This is a genomic window from Mammaliicoccus sp. FSL K6-3158, from assembly GCF_038005105.1.
In the GTDB taxonomy this organism is placed as follows: Bacteria; Bacillota; Bacilli; order Staphylococcales; family Staphylococcaceae; genus Mammaliicoccus; species Mammaliicoccus sciuri.
In genome coordinates this window covers 2177736-2196555 of the sequence record NZ_JBBOSL010000001.1, presented here as the reverse complement: position 1 = coordinate 2196555, position 18820 = coordinate 2177736, and the positions used below count along the sequence as shown (strand labels likewise).

Sequence of the window (18820 nt, the reverse complement as noted above, 5' to 3'; positions counted from 1 at the left end):
CTATTTAAATTTAGGTATCAATTTAATATAGAATAGTTCGCCAATAAGCTCGACAAGTGTTTGTGTGACGATAACAGTTGTTACAATTGTTGACCAATTGTCTGGTAGAGATAAAGCTAATGGCAAGACAACTAATGCATTTCTTGTGCTAGAACTAAAAGCAATCGTGCGTTTTAAATCTGAAGGTAAAACAAAGATTTTACCAGAAAGATAACCAATAAAAGGCGCAATAATCATAAAACAAATGTAAACAGGAACAACTATCCATACGACGTGTAAATCATTAAAGATTTTTGAAATTTGAGAGCCTATAACCGTCATTAATACGAGTCCCATAAAAGGAACAGGCAACCATTCTGATAAAGATAAAATGTTCGACATAGTAGCGGACTTTTTACTTAAAACTTGCATAAAAATAGCTATGATTAAAGGTACCAGAATAAGATATACAAAAGTCTTTATAAAAGGTATAAAGTCAATGTATTCCGAGAAATCTTGGTTAAAAAATATTACAAAATATATCGGTAATAAGATGATTTGTAAAATAAATAAAATAGGTGTAGCAATCAACAAAAAGCTTTCATTTCCATGACCTAACTTCGTAAAAACAATCACATAATCAATACAAGGTGTCAGTAATACTAAGTAAATTCCGATTAGAAGCGGTGTAGATGTAATATGAAAGGCTGTGACAATTAGAAAAACAAGAATAGGAATAAAAATAAAATTAGAAATAATAAGTGCCACAAGAAATTTAAAATTTAATGCCTTTTGACGTAAAGATAAAAAAGGAATTTGAGCAAACATACTAAACAATAGAATTGCAATTAAAATAGAAATAAAAGGTTCAAAAATAAGGCTAGCACGGTCAAACAATAGACCGAAACTCACGCCCATCATAATAAATAAAAGATATATATAAATTTGTTTATCCTCTAAAAAAGATTTCAAGTAAGACATCATAACCTCCTGTAAACCACTTAATATAAATCATAGTATGAAGTAGAAATTAATTCAATTGAATAAAAAGATGATGAATATTGTTATAATATGAATACTAATACTATATTTATTGATATTTGTAAGGGGATAAACACATGAAATCTATTTTTATGATGGATGAGCTAAATGATATTGAAGAAACTCAAAAAACAGCAAAATATTTTATAGATAAAATTGAAAATTATATTGATGTTCTGAAAAAAGATTACGAATTAAATGACATGCCAGAACACGTCATATGGACAAGTGATTATGTAATGACGCATGTATTTAAGAAGAATGTACCAGCGTTTACAAATGAAAAAGGTATATTTATGAATATTGAAAAAGAAAGCTGGAAGACCTTTTTAAATGGTCAAATCAAAAGTGACATGTCTGAAAAGACTCAAAAAATATTTAATAACTATTTAGAAAAAGAAATATTGTGCATATTAGGTCATGAAATTACGCACCATTGTGACTTCTTTTTAACAGAATTTGATGATCTTGATATATCATCAGATGACTTATGGTTTGAAGAAGGATTGGTTACTTTCTTACCAAGGTATTATTTATATAATGACAAAGAATTTAAAGAAATTATACAGTATGAAACAGAATTATTTAATTACTACAAATCAAAATATGATGAAAATAATTTAGAATCATTCACATATGAAATTTATAAAAGTAATGATAATGCATATGTCATGTTTCATTACTGGAAAAGCTTTTTAGCAATAGTTGATTTAGTTGAAAACTACTATGAAGGCAACATTCATAAGATGATCAAACAATATCAACAATGGAATAAAGAAGGAAAAAAACAAAAATTAAGTGAATACCTATTTAGGAAATAAGGGAGTATTATATGGATAAAATATATATAAATCAAGATTTAATATTAAGAAATGCAGAAACAAAAGATATAGATGATTATCTTTCAGTTCCTTTTAATAAAGAACTATTAATGATGTATGGATCAACAATGGATTATAGAACTTCAAAATCAAAGGAAAAAGCAGCTTTATTAATTAAAGAAATTCAGAGTGAACCCTACGAATGGGCAATTGTATGCCAAGATAAATTTATAGGGCAAGTTAGATTAGTTATTGATGATATTAATAACAAAGCAAAATTTGCAATAGGGATATTTAATCCAGAATATTGGTCTATGGGAATTGGAACTAAAGTTTCAGCAGCTGTAGTAAATTATGGGTTTGAATATTTGAAATTACATAAAATTTACTTAAGAGTATTGAAATATAATGCTCGCGCAATTAAGGCATATGAAAAAGTAGGATTTATAATTGAGGGAGAAGAACGTGATAGTGCATTTATAAAAGGTGAATACTATAACGATATTCATATGGGTATTCTAAAATCTGAATTTAATATCAATCAATTGTAGCAAGAGACCAATCATACTAATAAATTACAAGAAGAAGCGATGGAAAATGACAAAAGTTATTATAATTAGAGGGAATTCAGGAAGTGGGAAGTCATCTTTAGCAAAAGAATTACAAAACAGAATAGGATTTCAAACTTTGTTAATTTCTCAAGATACGATTAGAAGAGAAATGTTATATGATAAACCTGATAATAAGACAGTGGAACTTATCGATTATTTAATCAGATATGGATTGGAAAATTGTGATTATATGATTATTGAGGGCATCCTTAAAGAGCATAGGTATGGAAATATGCTGAGAAAACATTTTGCAGGCAAGAAAAATGTGTTTACGTATTACTATGATATCTCTTTTGAAGAAACGTTAAGAAGACATAAGAATAAGAAAAATGCTGAATTTGGTAAGGAAGAAATGAGTAACTGGTTTGTTGCTCATGATTACTTAGGTTTAGAAAATGAAAAAATAATAAAAGAACATATAAGTTTAAACGATATGGTGGAAAAAGTGTTGGAAGATATTAATTTTAAAGAATAACAGCAACTTTTCAATAAAAAAATTTAATATTTGCCTATCTTTTATATAGCAACTGGTTTAACGCTTTCATACTTTAGCATAATATTGATTTATTTCGAAAACTGAAACAAAATAGATGAAATATTAGCTGAGATGCTCTAATATGTACAAATATGATAGTGAATAAATCAAGGGAGTAATGAAAATGGAAAGTTTTATATTTAGCGTTATTGGAGTTGTAGTATTAATAGCTTTTATTGTGATGTTAGGCACGACGGTTGTTAAAGCGATTAGAGATACTAGGTTCAGGATTCCGTTGCTAAGTACCATTATATTATTCTTTTTAACTTTAGGTTGTGCTGTTGGAATTGTTTCAACTGAACCTGTCCAAGATAATCATTCAAAAATTAAGTTCGATGACCACGTAGCAGAAGCACAAGCGAATGAATATGTTCAGAAAAAAATGAACCATTCTAAAGAGATTAATTATGACAAGTATAATAATGAAACATACAGCCATAACGAATTGTTAAAAATCACAAATGCTAAGGTTGATAAAATTAGCCATAGTGAAGCAGGTGATAAAATCGTCGAAGTTACAAAAGGTAGTGGGGACGATAAAGTGTCATATTATATTATAGATTATGATCATAAAAAACTTGAAGAAGGCAAAAGCTATACTTTTTATGGTAAAGAAGATTTGAAATATGATGCAAACAGCCAATTACATGGATTTAATGTATGGAAAGTTGAATAGAGATAAGCAGAGTCTAGGACATATTACGTTGTCTTAGACTCTGTTTTTTTAATTCTAATTATCAATTCTAAATGAAAAATATAAATTGGGGCTTGCCAAATAAAAAATCATGTATTATAGTTAAAACGTAGTCATTACGATTTACCTCCGGAAATGAGATGACTACTTTACTTACTTAATATACGATTTCAAAAGAGTGAGACATCATTTGCCGTCTCACTCTTTATATCTAATGATTTATTTCAAAAATTTTAATAGTAAAAGGAGTATATAAAATGGCGAAAAAGTCAAAAATTGCCAAAGAGCAAAAAAGAATTCAAATAGTTGAAAAATACCGTGAAAAACGTGAAGAATTAAAGGCTAATAAAGATTATGAAGGTTTGAAAAAACTACCTAGAGACGCTTCTCCTACACGTATTACACGTAGATGCCAAGTGACTGGCAGACCAAGAGGTGTATATAGAAAATTTGGTATGTCTAGAATCGCTTTAAGAGAATACGCACATAAAGGTCAAATACCTGGATTGAAAAAATCGAGTTGGTAAGATTTTATGCTTATATGGGATAAATAGATAAAAGGTAGGGGAAATGTGTTGAATAAAATACCAGTTACAGTGTTGAGTGGTTATTTAGGATCTGGAAAGACAACGCTGCTCAATAATATTTTGAAAAATAGAGAAGGATTAAAAATTGCAGTCATTGTAAATGATATGAGTGAAATTAATATAGATAAAGATTTAGTCATTCAAGGCGGAGGTATTTCACGAACTGACGAAAAATTAGTAGAGTTATCGAATGGCTGTATTTGCTGTACTTTAAGAGAAGACTTATTAATAGAAGTCGAAAAGATAGCTAAACGAGGAGATGTTGAGCAAATCGTAATAGAATCAACTGGTATTTCAGAGCCGGTACCTGTTGCCCAAACTTTCTCATATATAGATGATGAATTAGGTATTGATTTAACAAGTATATGTCGTTTAGATACGATGGTTACAGTTGTAGATGCACATAGATTTGTTCATGATATGTATTCTGAAGATTTATTGAAAGATAGAGATCAAGGTATAAGTGAAGAAGATGAACGTTCTATTTCAGACTTGTTGATTGACCAAATTGAATTTTGTGATGTACTTATCTTAAATAAAGCTGATTTAGTAGAAGAAAAGGATTTAAAGCAATTGGAAATCGTTTTGAAAAAGTTACAGCCTAAAGCGAAATTTATCAAAACAAGTTTTGCAGATGTACCGCTTCAAGAAGTGCTCAATACAGGTTTATTTAATTTTGAAGATGCAAGTCAATCAGCTGGGTGGATTAAAGAATTAACAGAGGGTGGCCATGCACATCATACGCCAGAAACTGAAGAATATGGTATATCATCATTTGTCTACAAGAGAAGACTGCCATTTCATGCAGAAAGATTTAATCAATGGATGGAAAATATGCCAACGAATATTATAAGAGCTAAAGGTATCGTTTGGTTAGCTCAGTATAATTATGTAGCTTGTTTGTTTTCTCAGGCAGGCTCTTTTGTAAATATTCACCCAATTAAATTTTGGGTTGATGCGATGAAAGAAGAAGAGAAACAAGAAATACTCAGATCTAGACCAGAAGTTAAAGAAAATTGGGATCCAGAATATGGTGACAGAGAAACACAATTTGTGATTATCGGAAGTGACTTAAATAAAGAAGAAATTACAAAAGCATTAGATCAATGCTTATTGAATTCAGAAGAAATCGACACAGATTGGACTAAGCTAAACGAACCTTACCAATGGCAACTAGCAAAAGTATAAGTTAAAAGCATGAGCATAAGTAACTGCTCATGCTTTTTTGTATGCATAAAAATTTCTATGACCTCCCAATATGAGATGCTTAATGTTATGATATTAAATAACTAAATTGTAACTAAAAAGGAGTCATTACAATGATATTAGAAACGGAACGAATCAAGCTCGTACCCCCAGCATATACATATCTTGAAAAATTATTTGAAGTCCATCATGATCCAGCAAATCAAAAATACAACCCAGCAGGTCCAGCAACAACAATACAAGCATTTAGAGAAACATTAGATCAATGGATTAAGCATTATGAAGACCATGGATTTGGATATTACGTCTTGATTAAGAAAGACCACTATCTCCCATTTGGTGTATGTGGGTTGCAGTATAAAGAAATATTAGGACAAACATATTTGAATATTTACTATCGAATAGAAGCTGCAGAAACACAACAAGGACTCGTATCAGAAGCAAGTAGAAAAATAATTGAACATGTCAAAGAATTAACAAATAATCAATATAAAATTGTAGCATTAACTAAAAAAGAAAATATACCTTCAATAAAAACAGCAGAAAAACTAGGATTCAAACATAATCCAGAACTAGATAATTACGACGGAGAAGGCAACGTGTATTACTTTAGTAAATAAGGAGTGGTGGGATGGATTATATATCGAGTTTACGAGATAAAGTCGGACATACTCCAGTTATTTTAGTTGGAGCTTTAGTTCTGATATTTAATAAAGATAAACAAGTATTGTTACAGTTAAGAAGGGATAATGAAAGTTGGGGTTTACCAGGAGGAAAAATGGAACTCGGAGAATCTTTTGAAGAAGCGGCAACTAGAGAAGTATATGAAGAAACTAATTTGGAAATACAAAACCTTAAATTTATTAGAAATTTTTCAGGTAAAGATTATCACATGGTCTATCCGAATGGAGATGAAGCATATACTGTAACAGCATTATTTGAAAGTGAAGAATATGAAGGAGAGCTTAGTGCCGATATTAAAGAAACTCAGAACTTAAAATTCTTTGATTTAGATAAATTGCCTCAAAATATAAGCCCACCAGTAAAAATGAAAGAATTTATACTAAACTATTTATCACAAAAATAAAGGAGTGGTGGGATGGAAGTAAGATTGAGTGATTTTAATAAAGATTGGAGAAATATGTATTTAGAAGAATGTAGAATGATTAAGTCTATATTAGAAGATGAAGTTATTAGGTTTGAACACTTTGGTAGTACATCAATTGAAGGTATGAAAGCAAAACCAGTTATAGATATGATGGTAATTGTAAATAATATAGAAAAAATTGATTTATTTGATGATGAGTTTTTGAGTAGAGGTTACGATTTAGCTGGAGAATGGGGAATAAAAGGAAGAAGACTCATTCGAAAGGGAGGAATTAATCGAACACATCATATACATATTTATGAACAAAGTAACCCTGAAATAGATAGACATTTAATATTACGAGATTATCTAAGAGAACATAGAGAAGCGGCTATAGAATATAGTAACTATAAAGAAAAATTAGCTGAAGAATATAATGAAACAGCTGGTTATAGTAAAGCGAAAAAATCATATGTTAAAAATTTAGAACAACAAGCAATCAGGTGGTATAAAGAAAAATAAAGGAGTGGTGGCATGGAAGTAAGGTTACTAAATAAAAATGATGTAAATGCATTTAGAAGTCTTAGATTACTAAGTTTGCAGACAGATCCATCTGCGTTTGCGTCTTTATATGATATAGAAATAAATTATCCGGTTAGTAAATTTGAACAGCGATTAGAATGTAGTGATGCAAAATTTACTATGGGTGGTTTTGAAGATGAAAACTTGGTTTGTGTAGCTACTTTTTATAGAGAAGCGGTTAAGAAGATGCATCATAAAGGAAATTTAGTGGCGATGTATTGTCATCCTGATTATCGAGGTACAGGTATTGCTGAAAAAGTAGTCGATAAATTGATTATTGAAGCATCCAAGTTAACAGGTTTAAAGTATATTGATTTAAGTGTCCTTTGTAATAATCAACGCGCAGTAGAATTTTATAATAAAGTCGGCTTTGACAAATATGCTACTGAACCAAATGCAATATTTGATGGAAAAGATTATTATGATGAAGTCATGATGAGATATGAAATAGAGTGAAGAGAATAGATAGAGAAATATGGACCGATAAAATAAATTAACGGTCCAGAAATGAGAAATATGGACCGATAAAAATAATTACCGGTCCAGAAATGGGAAATATGGACCGATAAATAAAATTATCGACCCGAAAACGAGATTTGCAGGCCGATAAATAAAAATATCGACCCGAAAACGAGATTTACAGGCCGATAAAAATAAATATCGACCCGAAAACGAGATTTGCAGGCCGATAAAAAAATATCGACCCGAAAAATGTAATAAGCTGAATTGTCTATAAGACGATTCAGCTTATTTTCATCTTATCCGCTTCTACAAACTACATAACAGTTCGTTATTGTTGTTATATTAAATTAATCGAACATAATCAATTGAATATTCAAAATATTGTGTTAAAATAAACACAATTAAACATTATCAAACAAACAAAGGGGATTGATTTGATGAAAAATATTTACAAAGTGGGGATTTATGTATTAGTGTTAGCGTTATTTTTAGCTGGTTGTAGTAGTGGCGGGGATAGTGATGGTGCAAGTGGTGATTCAAAGGATACGCTACGTTTAATTGCACCATCTGATTTAACGACATTAGATTCTAGTTTGGCTGTTGAAGCTGGTGCTTTTGAAGTGATGAATGCGACACAAGAGGGATTATATCGTTTAGACAAAGATGATAAAGCAGAACCAGCGATTGCAACTGGTGATCCTAAAAAATCAAATGATGGGAAGACTTGGACATTTAAATTACGAGAAGATGCGAAATGGTCTAATGGAGATCCTATTACTGCACATGATTTTGTTTATTCATGGAGAAGAGTTGTAGATCCAAAGACTGCATCAGAATATGCGTACATTATGTATGATATTAAAAATGCCGAAGCGATTAACAAAAGTGAGAAAAAACCTGAAGAATTGGGTGTAAAAGCAATTGATGATCATACTTTACAGTTAACGCTCAATCAAGAGTTACCTTATTATAAAGAACTGTTAACGTTTGGAACATTCATGCCGTTGAATGAGAAGTTTGTTAAAAAGCAAGGCAGTAAGTATGGGACGACTGTTGATAAGACATTATATAGTGGACCATTTGTAATGAAGAGTTGGAAAGTTGAAGATAATTACTCGCTTAAGAAAAACAAACATTATTGGGATAAAGATCATGTATCACTTAAAGGTATTAATTATAGAGTCATTAAAGACGAACAAACGGCACTCAATTTATATAATAATGATAAAGTGGATACAACAGAATTGAGTTCTCAAAATGTCGAATCTAACAAAGATAAAGAAGGTTTCAATACGAATTTAGAATCTGCTACTTATTATATTCAAATTAATACGCAAACGAATAAAGACTTACAAAATAAAGATTTACGAGCTGCACTTGCTCAAGCAATCGATAAAAAATCTTACGTAGAACATAATTTAAATGATGGTTCTAAACCGATAGATACATTTACGCCTGAAAAAGTGTTTACTAATGAGAAAAAAGAAGATTATAACAAGTTAGTAAATGCACCTTATACGTATGATGTTAAAAAGGCACAAGCTTCATTGAAAAAAGCTAAAAAAGCATTAGGCAAAGATAAAATTGATATAGAATTTTTAACATTTGATCAAGATAATGCTAAGAAAGATGCAGAGTATTTTAAAGAACAAGTTGAAAAACATTTACCTGGTGTAACAATGTCGATTAAACAACAACCGAACAAACAGAAAATAGCACTGACTAAAAAGGGTGATTATGATGTAGCAATTACTGGTTGGGGACCAGATTATCCAGATCCAATGACATTTTTAGATTTATTCCATAGTGAAACGACTAAAGGTGAAACGGGATATGATAATCCTGAATACGACAAAATTATCAACGAAGGTAAATCTTCGTTACTTCAAGACCCAGACAAGAGATGGCAAGAACTCGCAAGAGGTGAAGAAATGTTATTGAATGATGGTATGGTTATCCCACTTTATCAAAAAGGTAAAGCGCGATTAACGAAAAAAGAAGTTCACGGACGTATCATTCATTACGTAGGTACGAAAGAGTACAAACATGTAAAATTAGATAGATAATTTATTTATTGCTAGGGCATGATTTAATGTCCTAGCACTTTATTTTTCATAAAGTTGAGTAATATTATAAGAATAGTTTTGTATGGATTGGAAATTATGATAAGATATTCCCAATCATTAAATTACATATCATCATGGGAGGATTTTAAATGGATTACTATACTAGAGATTTGAAACAATCAGATATAGAAGATATTCATGCATATAATGCTTTACCTGAAGTGAGTAAATATCAAGCATGGGATCCACAAACATATGAAGAAACAGAAGCATTTGTTGAGATGTTATTAAATCGAGATGAAAATTGGATGTACAATGTCATAGTAGATGCAGACTATGATAAAGTCATTGGCGCAGTGCAATTAGTATGTGATACGAAAAATAATAGTGGAGAACTTGGCTATATCATACATCCTGATTATTGGGGTAACGGTATTGCAACTGATATTGGTAGAACGATTATTAAGTATGGTTTTAAAGTATTGAAACTTAATAGAATTTGGGCATCAACAGATATTCGTAATACAGCATCTGAAATTGTTCTACAAAAGTTAGGTATGAAACATGAAGCCATCTTAAGACAAGATACAAAGCTTAAAGATGGCTACAGAGATTCATTGATTTATAGCATTTTAAAAGAAGAATATTAAAATGAAACAACAAAAGGTTCAGTACGATTTAAACAGTACTCGAACCTTTCTTTAAAGTTTTTCCAAGTAACCATATTCATAACCTCATCATAAGTAAAAAAGCCTACCTCTAAACTTTCATCACTTGTTTGAAGTGTGCCACCTGTATAACGCGCTAAAAATAAAGTATTGAAGATAGAACTTTTCGTATTTTGAAAGAAACCACAAAATCTTGTAATTTCGATATCAGCACCAGATTCTTCTTTAACTTCGCGAATTGCAGCATCATATAAAGGCTCGTCCAATTCAACTTGACCACCAGGCATTTCCCAGCCACGTTTAGGACCTTTAATGAGCAATATTTTATCTTCGTCATTTAATACAATACAAGCTGCAGAAACAATATGTTTTGGAACCATAAGTATCCTCCTATAAAAATTAGATTCTATATAATCAAAAGTTATACAAATATTATTTTATGATTAAATGACTAAAATGTCATATAATTACTTTAAATGTATATAAATATACGTCATTTTATAAAGGAGAGATTTTTATGACTATTAAAGTAGAACAGCTAAATATAAATTTTGATTATGAAGGAGAAAACTATGAAATACATCCTACACTTATCATCCAGGACGAAGAATTGATACTTGTTGATACGGGTTATCCAGGTTTCATGGAAAAGATTGAACTAGAAATTAAACGATTAAATTACAATATAGAAAATTTAAAAAATATTATTATCACACATTATGATGATGACCACATTGGTGCGTTAAAAGCTTTTAAAGATAAATATCCTAATACACAAATTATAAGTAGCTTTGTAGAAGGTAAATATATAGGTGGTCATTCTAAATCAGAAAGGTTGATTCAAGCTGAAGATTTATTAAATAAAATGTCAGATGATGAAAAACCATATGGCGAAGAATTTGTTAATATGCTACAAGAATTAGAACATGTCGATGTTGATGTAGAAGTCACAAATGGGGCACTAATATTAAATAATGAAGTGGAAGTTATTGCGACACCAGGACATACGTCAGGGCATATTTCATTATACATACAATCAGTCAATAGCGTTATTACAGGAGATGCTGCTGTGAAAGAAGGCGAAAGCTTAAACGTTGCAAATCCTGAATATAGTATGAGTATTGAAGACGCGAAAAACTCTCTAAAGAAAATTAAAGATTTAAATGCTGATAAATATTATTGTTTCCACGGAGGATTGTTAGAGAAATCTTGAAGATAATAAATCTATGATTTACACCTATACAAATGGGTATAATTTAGGACAAGGTTATATTGTGAGGTGAGCGTATGATTAATATTATTCAAGCGATTGGTTCTATAGGTACATTTATTATGGCGATTCTATATTTTATATCCGTCATGATTCAAATTCGCCAAATTAAAATATCATTTATTCCTTATTTATCTTTTGATCAGATTATCCTGGAGAAGAAACAAAGTGGTATTAAAGTGATGAATTTAACTTCATCTGATCATGAATATTTAAATACGGCTTTTAAGCTGTTAAATTTAGGCGGGGGTTCTGCTAAAAATATTGAGGTCGTGTTAAAGTTAAATGGTGACGAAGTATTGCAACGTAAACGTATAAATATTTTACCTAATAATCAATTTTATTTAATTCCAATTAACCAAAAAGTCTTTAATGAATTTAAAAATACAATAGAAAATCGTTATTTTGAAACGAATATGACGATTGAGTTAAAGTATGATGGTCAGGTTTCTAAAAAGCGATCTTCTAATGAGTATAGAATTTCAATTGATGATTTTGTAAATATGGATGAAAAAGACTTATATGAAATAACATTTGAAAAATTAGAAGAATAAAGGTATGACATAAACAGGTTTTAAAATTATTTTTTAACCTGTATTTTTTAAGTGAAATCATATTTAGATAGGTCAGTTATAGTTAATAATTATTTGATTTTGTACTATTATTTTGATTAATTCATGCTATGATGAAATTATTAATCATTTGTAGAGGAGAGAAAAAATGAGTAGCCTACTTTTCGCGTTATTATGGGTTGTTATTTCGATTGCCTTTATAACGACTTTGATTATTACAGTCGTTAAATATGCTAAAGAAAAGCAGTATAGTAGCTATTTAGTGAGCACAATTTTACTATTTGTAATAGGTGTGATTAGTTTTGTATGTATATTTGTAAGTCTTTCATTTGATAAAGAATATTCATATCAACAATTATTTAAAGAGGATAAGCCTAAAGCAGTTAAACATGTTTCAGATACACCTAAGAAAGATTTGAAAAATATTAAACTCGGTGAGAAAATTATAGTTGATGGTTTAGAAGTGACTGTTACGAAAGCTGAAGTTGTTCAACCAGATGACGGTTATTCTTATTCGCAAAATGGCAAAATTCTTAAAATCAATTATAAGTTCAAAAATTTAGAAAAAGGTAAAAAATTAATCGATAATTCTAATTTTCAACTTACGATTGATGATGAGGTACAACCTCAATTTAATGGTATGAAAGACAATAAAGGTGGATTTCAACATCAACTTGATAAAGGTGAAAGTAAAACAAGTTATTTATACTATGATGTAGCGGAATCTGATAAATATGAAGTCAAAATGAATTATGAAACTTCTAAGAAAACGTATCATGCTAATTGGCGCATTAATGATAAAGACATTAAAGATAATACATCTGAAGAAAATCCAACTGAAGAAATCAATTCGACACAAGAAGCGCCAACTTATGAACAAAGAACAATTCAACAACCAAATAATAACGCTGATGAAGAGAAGAAAGCTACAGAAGATGAGAAAAAACGTAAACAAGAAGAAGCGGATAAAGCTGCAAAAGAAAAAGCAGATAAAGAAGCAGCAGATAAGAAAGCGGAAGAAGAAAAGGCAGCTAAAGAGGAAGAAGAAAAACGTCAAGAAGAAGCGAATAAAAAAGCCGAAGAAGCTGAACAGAAACAAGAAGAAGCTGCAAAAGAAAAAGCTCAACAAGCAGCTGAACAGAAAAAAAGTGATGAACAAGCAGCAGCTGAACGTGAAAAACAACAACAGCAACAACAAAGAGATCAAGAGGCCCAAAGAGAGAAAGATCGTGCAGCTCAAGATGCAGCACAAAAAGCAAAAGAAAGATCAACAGAGCAAAGACAATCTCAAAATAATTCAAATGAACAAAAAGAACGCTAGTTAAATAAATGAACAATTTATGCGTAACATAAGAAAGAGGTAACTAAATGACGACAGTATATTTCAACCATGATGGTGGCGTAGATGATTTAATTTCATTATTTTTATTATTACAGATGGAAGACGTTAATTTAATTGGTGTAAGTGCAATTGGCGCAGATAGCTATGTAGAACCTGCAACAAATGCTTCTTGTAAGATTATCAACCGATTTTCATCACAAAAACTAAATATTGCAGCTTCGAAAGAAAGAGGGAAAAATCCATTTCCTAAAGATTGGAGAATGCATGCATTCTTTGTAGATGCGATGCCAATATTAAATGAAGATGTTGAAGTAAATTCTACAATTTCTGAAAAAGAAGCATATGAAGATATCATTGAAAAAGTAATGAATAGTTCTGAAAAGGTAACGATGCTGTTTACGGGACCGTTAACAGATTTAGCAAAAAGTTTGAAAGTTGAACCAAGAATTGAAAGTCGTATTGAAAGAGTTGTATGGATGGGTGGCACATTGCTGAATAAAGGTAATGTTGAAGAACCTGAACATGATGGTACAGCTGAATGGAATGCTTTTTGGGATCCAGAAGCAGTGAAGACTGTTTTTGATACGTCATTACCGATTGATATTGTAGCATTAGAAAGTACGAATAAAGTACCTTTAACACCAGATGTACGTAAACGATGGGCGAATGAAAGACAATATGAAGGTGTTGATTTCTTAGGTATATGTTATGCGCTAGTGCCACCATTAACGCATTTTGTAACAAATTCAACTTATTTCTTATGGGATGTATTAACAACAGCTTACGTAGGGAAACCTGAACTCGTTAAGAAAGAATCGCAAAAAGTATCCGTCATTACAGATGGCCCTAGTCAAGGTAGAACATTCAAAAGTGATGAAGGTAGAATGATTAATATCATTAATGATGTTGATAGAGATGGATTCTTTGATTACATGACAGAATTAGCTAAAAAAATATAACACAATAAGCACTTCATTCGGTGTCGTTACGTAAAAATAACGAGTTGAATGAAGTTTTTTTATGAAAAAATTAAAATTTTAAATTGCATAATGATAGGGCTCAACACTGTTCAACTAATAAAATATTGAATTTTCTGATTAAAACCATTTTATTAGGTTATATGATTATATAGACAAAATGGGGAGTGTTTATAATTATGAAGTTTAAAAGAAAGAACGTTAATGTTGTCGACGCCAGTAAAACGAAAAAAACGGTCGTTGCAACAGGTATTGGTAATGCGATAGAGTGGTTTGACTTCGGTCTATACGCTCAGCTAGCCGTCATTATCAGTATGAATTTCTTTGGTAATATGCCGAAAGAAATTCAACTTGCATCAACATTTGCGGTATTTGCTTTTGCATTTATAGTAAGACCGATTGGTGGTATATTCTTTAGTCATTTAGGAGATAAACATGGTCGTAAAGTCGTCCTTTCAACTACAATAATTATGATGGCTTTATCTACACTTGCTCTAGGACTATTACCGACACAACACCAAATCGGTATTTGGGCACCAATTTTATTATTAATTATTAGAATGATTCAATCATTCTCTACTGGTGGTGAGTATGCTGGTGCGATGACATATATTGCAGAAATATCACCAGATAAGACGAGAGGTAGACTCGGTAGTGGACTTGAAATTGGTACTTTATCAGGTAGTATTTTAGCGGCTGCTTTAGTAGGAATTATGTATGCACTATTAAGTGATGATCAAATGGCAGCTTGGGGTTGGAGAATCCCATTCATTATAGCTGCACCACTTGGTATTATAGGTGTGTATTTAAGAAATAATTTAGATGAAAGTCCAGCTTATGAAACAACGCTTGAAGAACAAGAAGAGCTTGAATACTCTTATAAAGATATCTTCAGAAAATATTGGAGAGATATCATAGTATGTTTCGCTGGTGTAGCTTTTTTAAACGTTGCTAATTACATGGTATTATCATATATGCCGTCATTCTTAAATGGCACTTTAGATTTAGGTGGTACGATGAGTAGTTTATTAAGTACGTTAACGATGGCAGCAATGATCCCAGCAGTATTCTTCTTTGGTTGGTACAGTGATAAAGTTGGGAATAAAAACACCATTTTATTTGGATTAATAGGATTTAGTTTATTCTCAGTACTAGCCTTCTGGTTAATGAGTATTCCTTCAATACCAGTTGTTATTTTAGGACTATTTATCATTGCACTGTTTATGTCTACATTTGAAGGTGTTATGCCATCTGTATTACCAAGTATTTTCTATACAAAAGTGAGACTAAGAACATTATCACTTGTTTACAATATTGGTGCAGCGATATTTGGTGGTTTAACACCATTTATTTTAACAACATTAGTCGAAACAACTGGTCAAAAAATTGCACCATCTTATTATTTAACATTGATTAATGTCGTTGGACTTGTCATCTTCTTATTTATGTTTAAGACAACGTCTAATAAGTCATTAAGAGGATCTTATCCAAATGTTGATAATAAAGAAGACTTACAAGAAGTATATGAAAATCCGAAAGATGCACTTTGGTGGAATCACGAAGAAACAAATAAATCATAAAAAAATAAAGGCTGAGACAAAATTTGTCTCAGTCTTTATTTATGTGACTTATATTCAATTAAACAGCTTCTACTTCTAAATTCACGTCAATATTTCCACGTGTTGCTTTAGAGTATGGGCAGAAATCGTGCGCTGCTTTTAAATATTTTTCTGCGTCTTCTTGAGATACGTTTTTTACTTTTGCGGCAATATCTACTTCTAATTTAGGACTTTCAGCATTTTCGTCATCTACTAAACGAACTGTTAACGTAACTTCTGGTTCAGCATCACGAACTTTGTTTTGTTTTAAAATTAAATCAAAAGCACCGTTGAAGCATGAAGCGTAGCCTGCTGCGAAAAGTTGTTCTGGATTAGTGGCATTACCATCTGCTTGTTGTGGTGGTAGTACATCTACATCGATTGCTTTATCGTCAGTGTAAACATGACCTTTACGTCCACCTGTGTTTGTAGCTTTTGTTTCATAATGAGTTGCCATAAAAAAATACCTCCTTTAAAGTATATTATCTATTTACCCGTATATTATTTTTTAAATCATCTATAAATTATAAATTAGCATATATAAATTGTCGGAAATATGAAATAATATACAATATCAAAATAAGAGAGGTCACAACATGAAAGCAATCTTAATAGGTGTCTTGGCAGCTTTATTTTTTGCAGTTACATTTGTCGTTAATCATATGATGGCTAATGATGGCGGAAGTTGGTATTTTAGTTCCTCTTTACGTTTTATTTTTATGCTGCCATTTTTATATTTGTTTGTACTCATTAAGGGAAGAACAAAATTTGTTTTAAAGCATATTCAACAAAAGAAAAAGGCTTGGTTCATATGGAGTACAGTAGGTTTTGTATTATTTTATGTACCTATAACTTTTTCAGCAGAGTATAGCCCGGGGTGGTTGATTTCAGGTACTTGGCAAATAACAATTATTTGTGGCATGATATTGGCGCCATTATTTGTAGAGACAGTTGTGATAAATGGTAAAGAAACAATCGTTAGACATAAAATCCCATGGCGATCATTATTGATTTCAAGCATTATGTTTATCGGTATTATCATTATCCAAATTCCTCAAGCAAGTCAGATTAAATTGAACTTATTTTTATTAGGTTTCTTACCGATATTAATTGCAGCATTTAGTTATCCTTTGGGAAATAGAAAAATGATGCAAGTTGTGAACGGTGAGCTCGGTACAATTGAACGTGTATTTGGTATGACTTTAGTCACATTGCCTATTTGGATTGTTATATTTGTTGTTGGCGTACTTAAAGAAGGATTACCTTCTTCTAGTCAAGTTGTACAAGCATTTATCGTCGCACTATTTTCAGGCATTATCGCAACAATTCTATTTTTCTATGCTACAAATATTGTAAAGGATAACCAAGAACAATTAGCAGCAGTTGAAGCAACGCAGTCATTAGAAGTTGTATTTGCCATTATTGGTGAAATGATACTACTAGGCTTACCGTTACCAAATGGTTTAAGTATGATAGGTGTAGCGCTCATTATAATAGGTATGTTTATATATAGTTTTATCGATCATATTTCTTTTGGGAAATTTTTCAAAAAAATATGACGTGAGGTGTTTAAAAATCCTTTCACAGGGTAAAACATAAATGAATGGTCAATCATTCAATAAAGTTTAATGAAGGGTGATATAAAATGGCAGACGAAAACAAATTCGAACAAGCAAAAGGTAACATTAAAGAAACAGTTGGTAATGCAACAGATAACAAAGACTTAGAAACTGAAGGTAAAAAAGATAAAGCTTCAGGTAAAGCTAAAGAAGCAGTAGAAAATGTTAAAGATAAAGCAAACGAAGTTATCGATAAATTTAAGAAATAAAACATTTTTAACATAAGAAAAGCCATTAGACACGTTGACTGTCTAATGGCTTTTTAGTTACTTTACATCGTCTTTATCGATTTCCCATTTCATTTTGTAACGTTTATCTGATGAACGTAATTGTAATTGTACGTCATATTGATCCGCTTCAGGAACATCGTAGTATACATACCCAGTGTCAGATTCTCCAGGTTTAAGACTGAATGAGAATCCGTCATTTTTGTCATTCATACCATAGTATTTTGAAACTCTGCTTCCATCAGCTGTAACACCGAAGTTAGCATCTCCAACGATTAAGCTAGAGTTATTAATGTTTTCAAGTTTGTAGTTAACTTTTAATATTTTATCTTTTAATGGTTTAGTACCATCAGATGGTGGGTTAACATATTCGGCTCTTTCAACTGTAATCTTAGTACCGATTGCACTAATCCCGTTACCAACTGATGTTTGTCTATCGACGATAGATGAATCGTTATCATCTTCATCTGTATTTTCTTCTGTTGTAGATTCTTCAGTAGTAGACTCTTCAGTCGTTTCTTCCTCAGTAGACTCCTCAGTTGTTTCTTCTTCTGTTGAGTTCTCTTCAGTTGATTTTTCTTCTGTTTTGTTCGTAAACTCATCGATTTGGTCTTTGATTGGACCAGCAGCACATGCGCCTAAAATAACAGCTAAAATAATGAATATAACTAAACATCCACCACAGCCGAATAACCAAGGTTTCATACTAGAGCCATTACCGTCTCCCGATTGTTGTTGCTGATTATTACCATTTGTTTCGTTAAATGGATTATTTTGTTGTTCTGAGGTGTTTTGATTAAAAGGATTCTGATCTGATTGATTAGAATTAGCCATAATATTTCCCCCTTATTCATTACTTTATTTTAATAAAAAATT

The 18820-nt window shown here is 31.1% G+C and carries 23 protein-coding genes; 19 read left to right on the top strand and 4 right to left on the bottom strand.

Features of this window, described 5'->3' with window-relative positions:
* Window positions 1-960 (bottom strand): arsenic resistance protein, encoded by a 960-nt coding sequence (locus MHH94_RS11070; protein WP_325888799.1) that lies wholly within the window; start codon window positions 958-960, stop codon window positions 1-3.
* A 137-nt stretch (window positions 961-1097) separates the two neighbouring features.
* Here MHH94_RS11070 and MHH94_RS11065 point away from each other — a divergent pair, with 137 nt between their 5' ends.
* From MHH94_RS11065 to MHH94_RS11010, 12 genes are all read left to right on the top strand, one after another.
* Complete coding sequence (locus tag MHH94_RS11065) at window positions 1098-1841, top strand: hypothetical protein (protein ID WP_232179426.1); 744 nt, start codon at window positions 1098-1100, stop codon at window positions 1839-1841.
* Between the two features lie 11 nt (window positions 1842-1852).
* Window positions 1853-2392, top strand: a complete 540-nt coding sequence (locus MHH94_RS11060; RefSeq protein ID WP_119650509.1) for a GNAT family N-acetyltransferase — start codon at window positions 1853-1855, stop codon at window positions 2390-2392.
* Window positions 2393-2438: 46 nt separating this feature from the next.
* The gene (locus MHH94_RS11055) at window positions 2439-2927 is read left to right on the top strand and encodes an AAA family ATPase (protein WP_153653772.1); all 489 of its coding nucleotides are present in this window, start codon (window positions 2439-2441) and stop codon (window positions 2925-2927) included.
* Window positions 2928-3111: 184 nt separating this feature from the next.
* Window positions 3112-3663 carry a hypothetical protein gene (locus MHH94_RS11050; protein ID WP_048539870.1) on the top strand — a complete coding sequence of 184 codons (552 nt, stop codon included), beginning with the start codon at window positions 3112-3114 and terminating at the stop codon, window positions 3661-3663.
* Between the two features lie 275 nt (window positions 3664-3938).
* Window positions 3939-4208, top strand: coding sequence for a 30S ribosomal protein S14 (gene rpsN, locus MHH94_RS11045; RefSeq protein WP_119469692.1), 270 nt, complete (start codon window positions 3939-3941; stop codon window positions 4206-4208).
* A 48-nt stretch (window positions 4209-4256) separates the two neighbouring features.
* Window positions 4257-5456, top strand: coding sequence for a GTP-binding protein (locus MHH94_RS11040; protein ID WP_340841107.1), 1200 nt, complete (start codon window positions 4257-4259; stop codon window positions 5454-5456).
* 131 nt (window positions 5457-5587) lie between these two features.
* Entirely contained in the window at window positions 5588-6094 is a 507-nt protein-coding gene (locus MHH94_RS11035; protein WP_232179427.1) for a GNAT family N-acetyltransferase, read from the top strand.
* An 11-nt stretch (window positions 6095-6105) separates the two neighbouring features.
* On the top strand, window positions 6106-6561 hold the full coding sequence (locus MHH94_RS11030) for an NUDIX hydrolase (RefSeq protein ID WP_340841105.1): 456 nt from the start codon (window positions 6106-6108) through the stop codon (window positions 6559-6561).
* Window positions 6562-6573: 12 nt separating this feature from the next.
* Complete coding sequence (locus MHH94_RS11025) at window positions 6574-7083, top strand: GrpB family protein (RefSeq protein ID WP_075577765.1); 510 nt, start codon at window positions 6574-6576, stop codon at window positions 7081-7083.
* 12 nt (window positions 7084-7095) lie between these two features.
* Window positions 7096-7599: a GNAT family N-acetyltransferase gene (locus MHH94_RS11020; RefSeq protein ID WP_106417302.1), complete on the top strand. Its 504-nt coding sequence runs from the start codon at window positions 7096-7098 to the stop codon at window positions 7597-7599.
* Window positions 7600-8042: 443 nt separating this feature from the next.
* Window positions 8043-9671, top strand: coding sequence for a peptide ABC transporter substrate-binding protein (locus MHH94_RS11015; protein WP_048539865.1), 1629 nt, complete (start codon window positions 8043-8045; stop codon window positions 9669-9671).
* 149 nt (window positions 9672-9820) lie between these two features.
* Window positions 9821-10321 carry a GNAT family N-acetyltransferase gene (locus tag MHH94_RS11010; protein ID WP_058591571.1) on the top strand — a complete coding sequence of 167 codons (501 nt, stop codon included), beginning with the start codon at window positions 9821-9823 and terminating at the stop codon, window positions 10319-10321.
* On the opposite strand, the gene MHH94_RS11005 is transcribed toward MHH94_RS11010, so the two are convergent.
* Window positions 10318-10719: an NUDIX hydrolase gene (locus MHH94_RS11005; protein WP_208182791.1), complete on the bottom strand. Its 402-nt coding sequence runs from the start codon at window positions 10717-10719 to the stop codon at window positions 10318-10320. The two genes, MHH94_RS11010 and MHH94_RS11005, sit on opposite strands and share 4 nt — an antisense overlap.
* Before the next feature lie 143 nt (window positions 10720-10862).
* Between MHH94_RS11005 and MHH94_RS11000 the strand changes: the two genes are divergently transcribed.
* The 5 genes from MHH94_RS11000 (at window position 10863) to MHH94_RS10980 (ending at window position 16080) form a co-directional block, all read left to right on the top strand.
* On the top strand, window positions 10863-11552 hold the full coding sequence (locus MHH94_RS11000) for an MBL fold metallo-hydrolase (protein ID WP_058591763.1): 690 nt from the start codon (window positions 10863-10865) through the stop codon (window positions 11550-11552).
* A 74-nt stretch (window positions 11553-11626) separates the two neighbouring features.
* Entirely contained in the window at window positions 11627-12163 is a 537-nt protein-coding gene (locus MHH94_RS10995) for a hypothetical protein (RefSeq protein WP_048539861.1), read from the top strand.
* A 166-nt stretch (window positions 12164-12329) separates the two neighbouring features.
* On the top strand, window positions 12330-13502 hold the full coding sequence (locus tag MHH94_RS10990) for a hypothetical protein (RefSeq protein WP_107609185.1): 1173 nt from the start codon (window positions 12330-12332) through the stop codon (window positions 13500-13502).
* A 47-nt stretch (window positions 13503-13549) separates the two neighbouring features.
* Window positions 13550-14482 (top strand): nucleoside hydrolase, encoded by a 933-nt coding sequence (locus MHH94_RS10985; protein WP_208182792.1) that lies wholly within the window; start codon window positions 13550-13552, stop codon window positions 14480-14482.
* Between the two features lie 197 nt (window positions 14483-14679).
* Window positions 14680-16080 (top strand): MFS transporter, encoded by a 1401-nt coding sequence (locus MHH94_RS10980; protein WP_058591567.1) that lies wholly within the window; start codon window positions 14680-14682, stop codon window positions 16078-16080.
* Between the two features lie 58 nt (window positions 16081-16138).
* Here the strand turns inward: MHH94_RS10980 and MHH94_RS10975 are convergent, their stop codons facing one another.
* Window positions 16139-16555, bottom strand: a complete 417-nt coding sequence (locus MHH94_RS10975; RefSeq protein WP_025904358.1) for an organic hydroperoxide resistance protein — start codon at window positions 16553-16555, stop codon at window positions 16139-16141.
* A 139-nt stretch (window positions 16556-16694) separates the two neighbouring features.
* Here MHH94_RS10975 and MHH94_RS10970 point away from each other — a divergent pair, with 139 nt between their 5' ends.
* Both MHH94_RS10970 and MHH94_RS10965 read left to right on the top strand, forming a co-directional pair.
* The gene (locus tag MHH94_RS10970; RefSeq protein ID WP_208182794.1) at window positions 16695-17657 is read left to right on the top strand and encodes a DMT family transporter; all 963 of its coding nucleotides are present in this window, start codon (window positions 16695-16697) and stop codon (window positions 17655-17657) included.
* A gap of 86 nt (window positions 17658-17743) precedes the next feature.
* Window positions 17744-17926, top strand: coding sequence for a CsbD family protein (locus MHH94_RS10965; RefSeq protein ID WP_048540227.1), 183 nt, complete (start codon window positions 17744-17746; stop codon window positions 17924-17926).
* A gap of 57 nt (window positions 17927-17983) precedes the next feature.
* On the opposite strand, the gene MHH94_RS10960 is transcribed toward MHH94_RS10965, so the two are convergent.
* Complete coding sequence (locus tag MHH94_RS10960; protein WP_048540225.1) at window positions 17984-18778, bottom strand: DUF4352 domain-containing protein; 795 nt, start codon at window positions 18776-18778, stop codon at window positions 17984-17986.
* Between the last annotated feature and the right edge of the window lie 42 nt (window positions 18779-18820).

Coding starts and splice junctions, on each gene's coding strand:
- MHH94_RS11070 (WP_325888799.1), bottom strand. CDS start 960: ATGTCTTACTTGAAATCTTTTTTAGAGGATAAACAAATTTATATATAT.
- MHH94_RS11065 (WP_232179426.1), top strand. CDS start 1,098: ATGAAATCTATTTTTATGATGGATGAGCTAAATGATATTGAAGAAACT.
- MHH94_RS11060 (WP_119650509.1), top strand. CDS start 1,853: ATGGATAAAATATATATAAATCAAGATTTAATATTAAGAAATGCAGAA.
- MHH94_RS11055 (WP_153653772.1), top strand. CDS start 2,439: ATGACAAAAGTTATTATAATTAGAGGGAATTCAGGAAGTGGGAAGTCA.
- MHH94_RS11050 (WP_048539870.1), top strand. CDS start 3,112: ATGGAAAGTTTTATATTTAGCGTTATTGGAGTTGTAGTATTAATAGCT.
- rpsN (WP_119469692.1), top strand. CDS start 3,939: ATGGCGAAAAAGTCAAAAATTGCCAAAGAGCAAAAAAGAATTCAAATA.
- MHH94_RS11035 (WP_232179427.1), top strand. CDS start 5,588: ATGATATTAGAAACGGAACGAATCAAGCTCGTACCCCCAGCATATACA.
- MHH94_RS11030 (WP_340841105.1), top strand. CDS start 6,106: ATGGATTATATATCGAGTTTACGAGATAAAGTCGGACATACTCCAGTT.
- MHH94_RS11025 (WP_075577765.1), top strand. CDS start 6,574: ATGGAAGTAAGATTGAGTGATTTTAATAAAGATTGGAGAAATATGTAT.
- MHH94_RS11020 (WP_106417302.1), top strand. CDS start 7,096: ATGGAAGTAAGGTTACTAAATAAAAATGATGTAAATGCATTTAGAAGT.
- MHH94_RS11015 (WP_048539865.1), top strand. CDS start 8,043: ATGAAAAATATTTACAAAGTGGGGATTTATGTATTAGTGTTAGCGTTA.
- MHH94_RS11010 (WP_058591571.1), top strand. CDS start 9,821: ATGGATTACTATACTAGAGATTTGAAACAATCAGATATAGAAGATATT.
- MHH94_RS11005 (WP_208182791.1), bottom strand. CDS start 10,719: ATGGTTCCAAAACATATTGTTTCTGCAGCTTGTATTGTATTAAATGAC.
- MHH94_RS10995 (WP_048539861.1), top strand. CDS start 11,627: ATGATTAATATTATTCAAGCGATTGGTTCTATAGGTACATTTATTATG.
- MHH94_RS10990 (WP_107609185.1), top strand. CDS start 12,330: ATGAGTAGCCTACTTTTCGCGTTATTATGGGTTGTTATTTCGATTGCC.
- MHH94_RS10985 (WP_208182792.1), top strand. CDS start 13,550: ATGACGACAGTATATTTCAACCATGATGGTGGCGTAGATGATTTAATT.
- MHH94_RS10980 (WP_058591567.1), top strand. CDS start 14,680: ATGAAGTTTAAAAGAAAGAACGTTAATGTTGTCGACGCCAGTAAAACG.
- MHH94_RS10975 (WP_025904358.1), bottom strand. CDS start 16,555: ATGGCAACTCATTATGAAACAAAAGCTACAAACACAGGTGGACGTAAA.
- MHH94_RS10970 (WP_208182794.1), top strand. CDS start 16,695: ATGAAAGCAATCTTAATAGGTGTCTTGGCAGCTTTATTTTTTGCAGTT.
- MHH94_RS10965 (WP_048540227.1), top strand. CDS start 17,744: ATGGCAGACGAAAACAAATTCGAACAAGCAAAAGGTAACATTAAAGAA.
- MHH94_RS10960 (WP_048540225.1), bottom strand. CDS start 18,778: ATGGCTAATTCTAATCAATCAGATCAGAATCCTTTTAATCAAAACACC.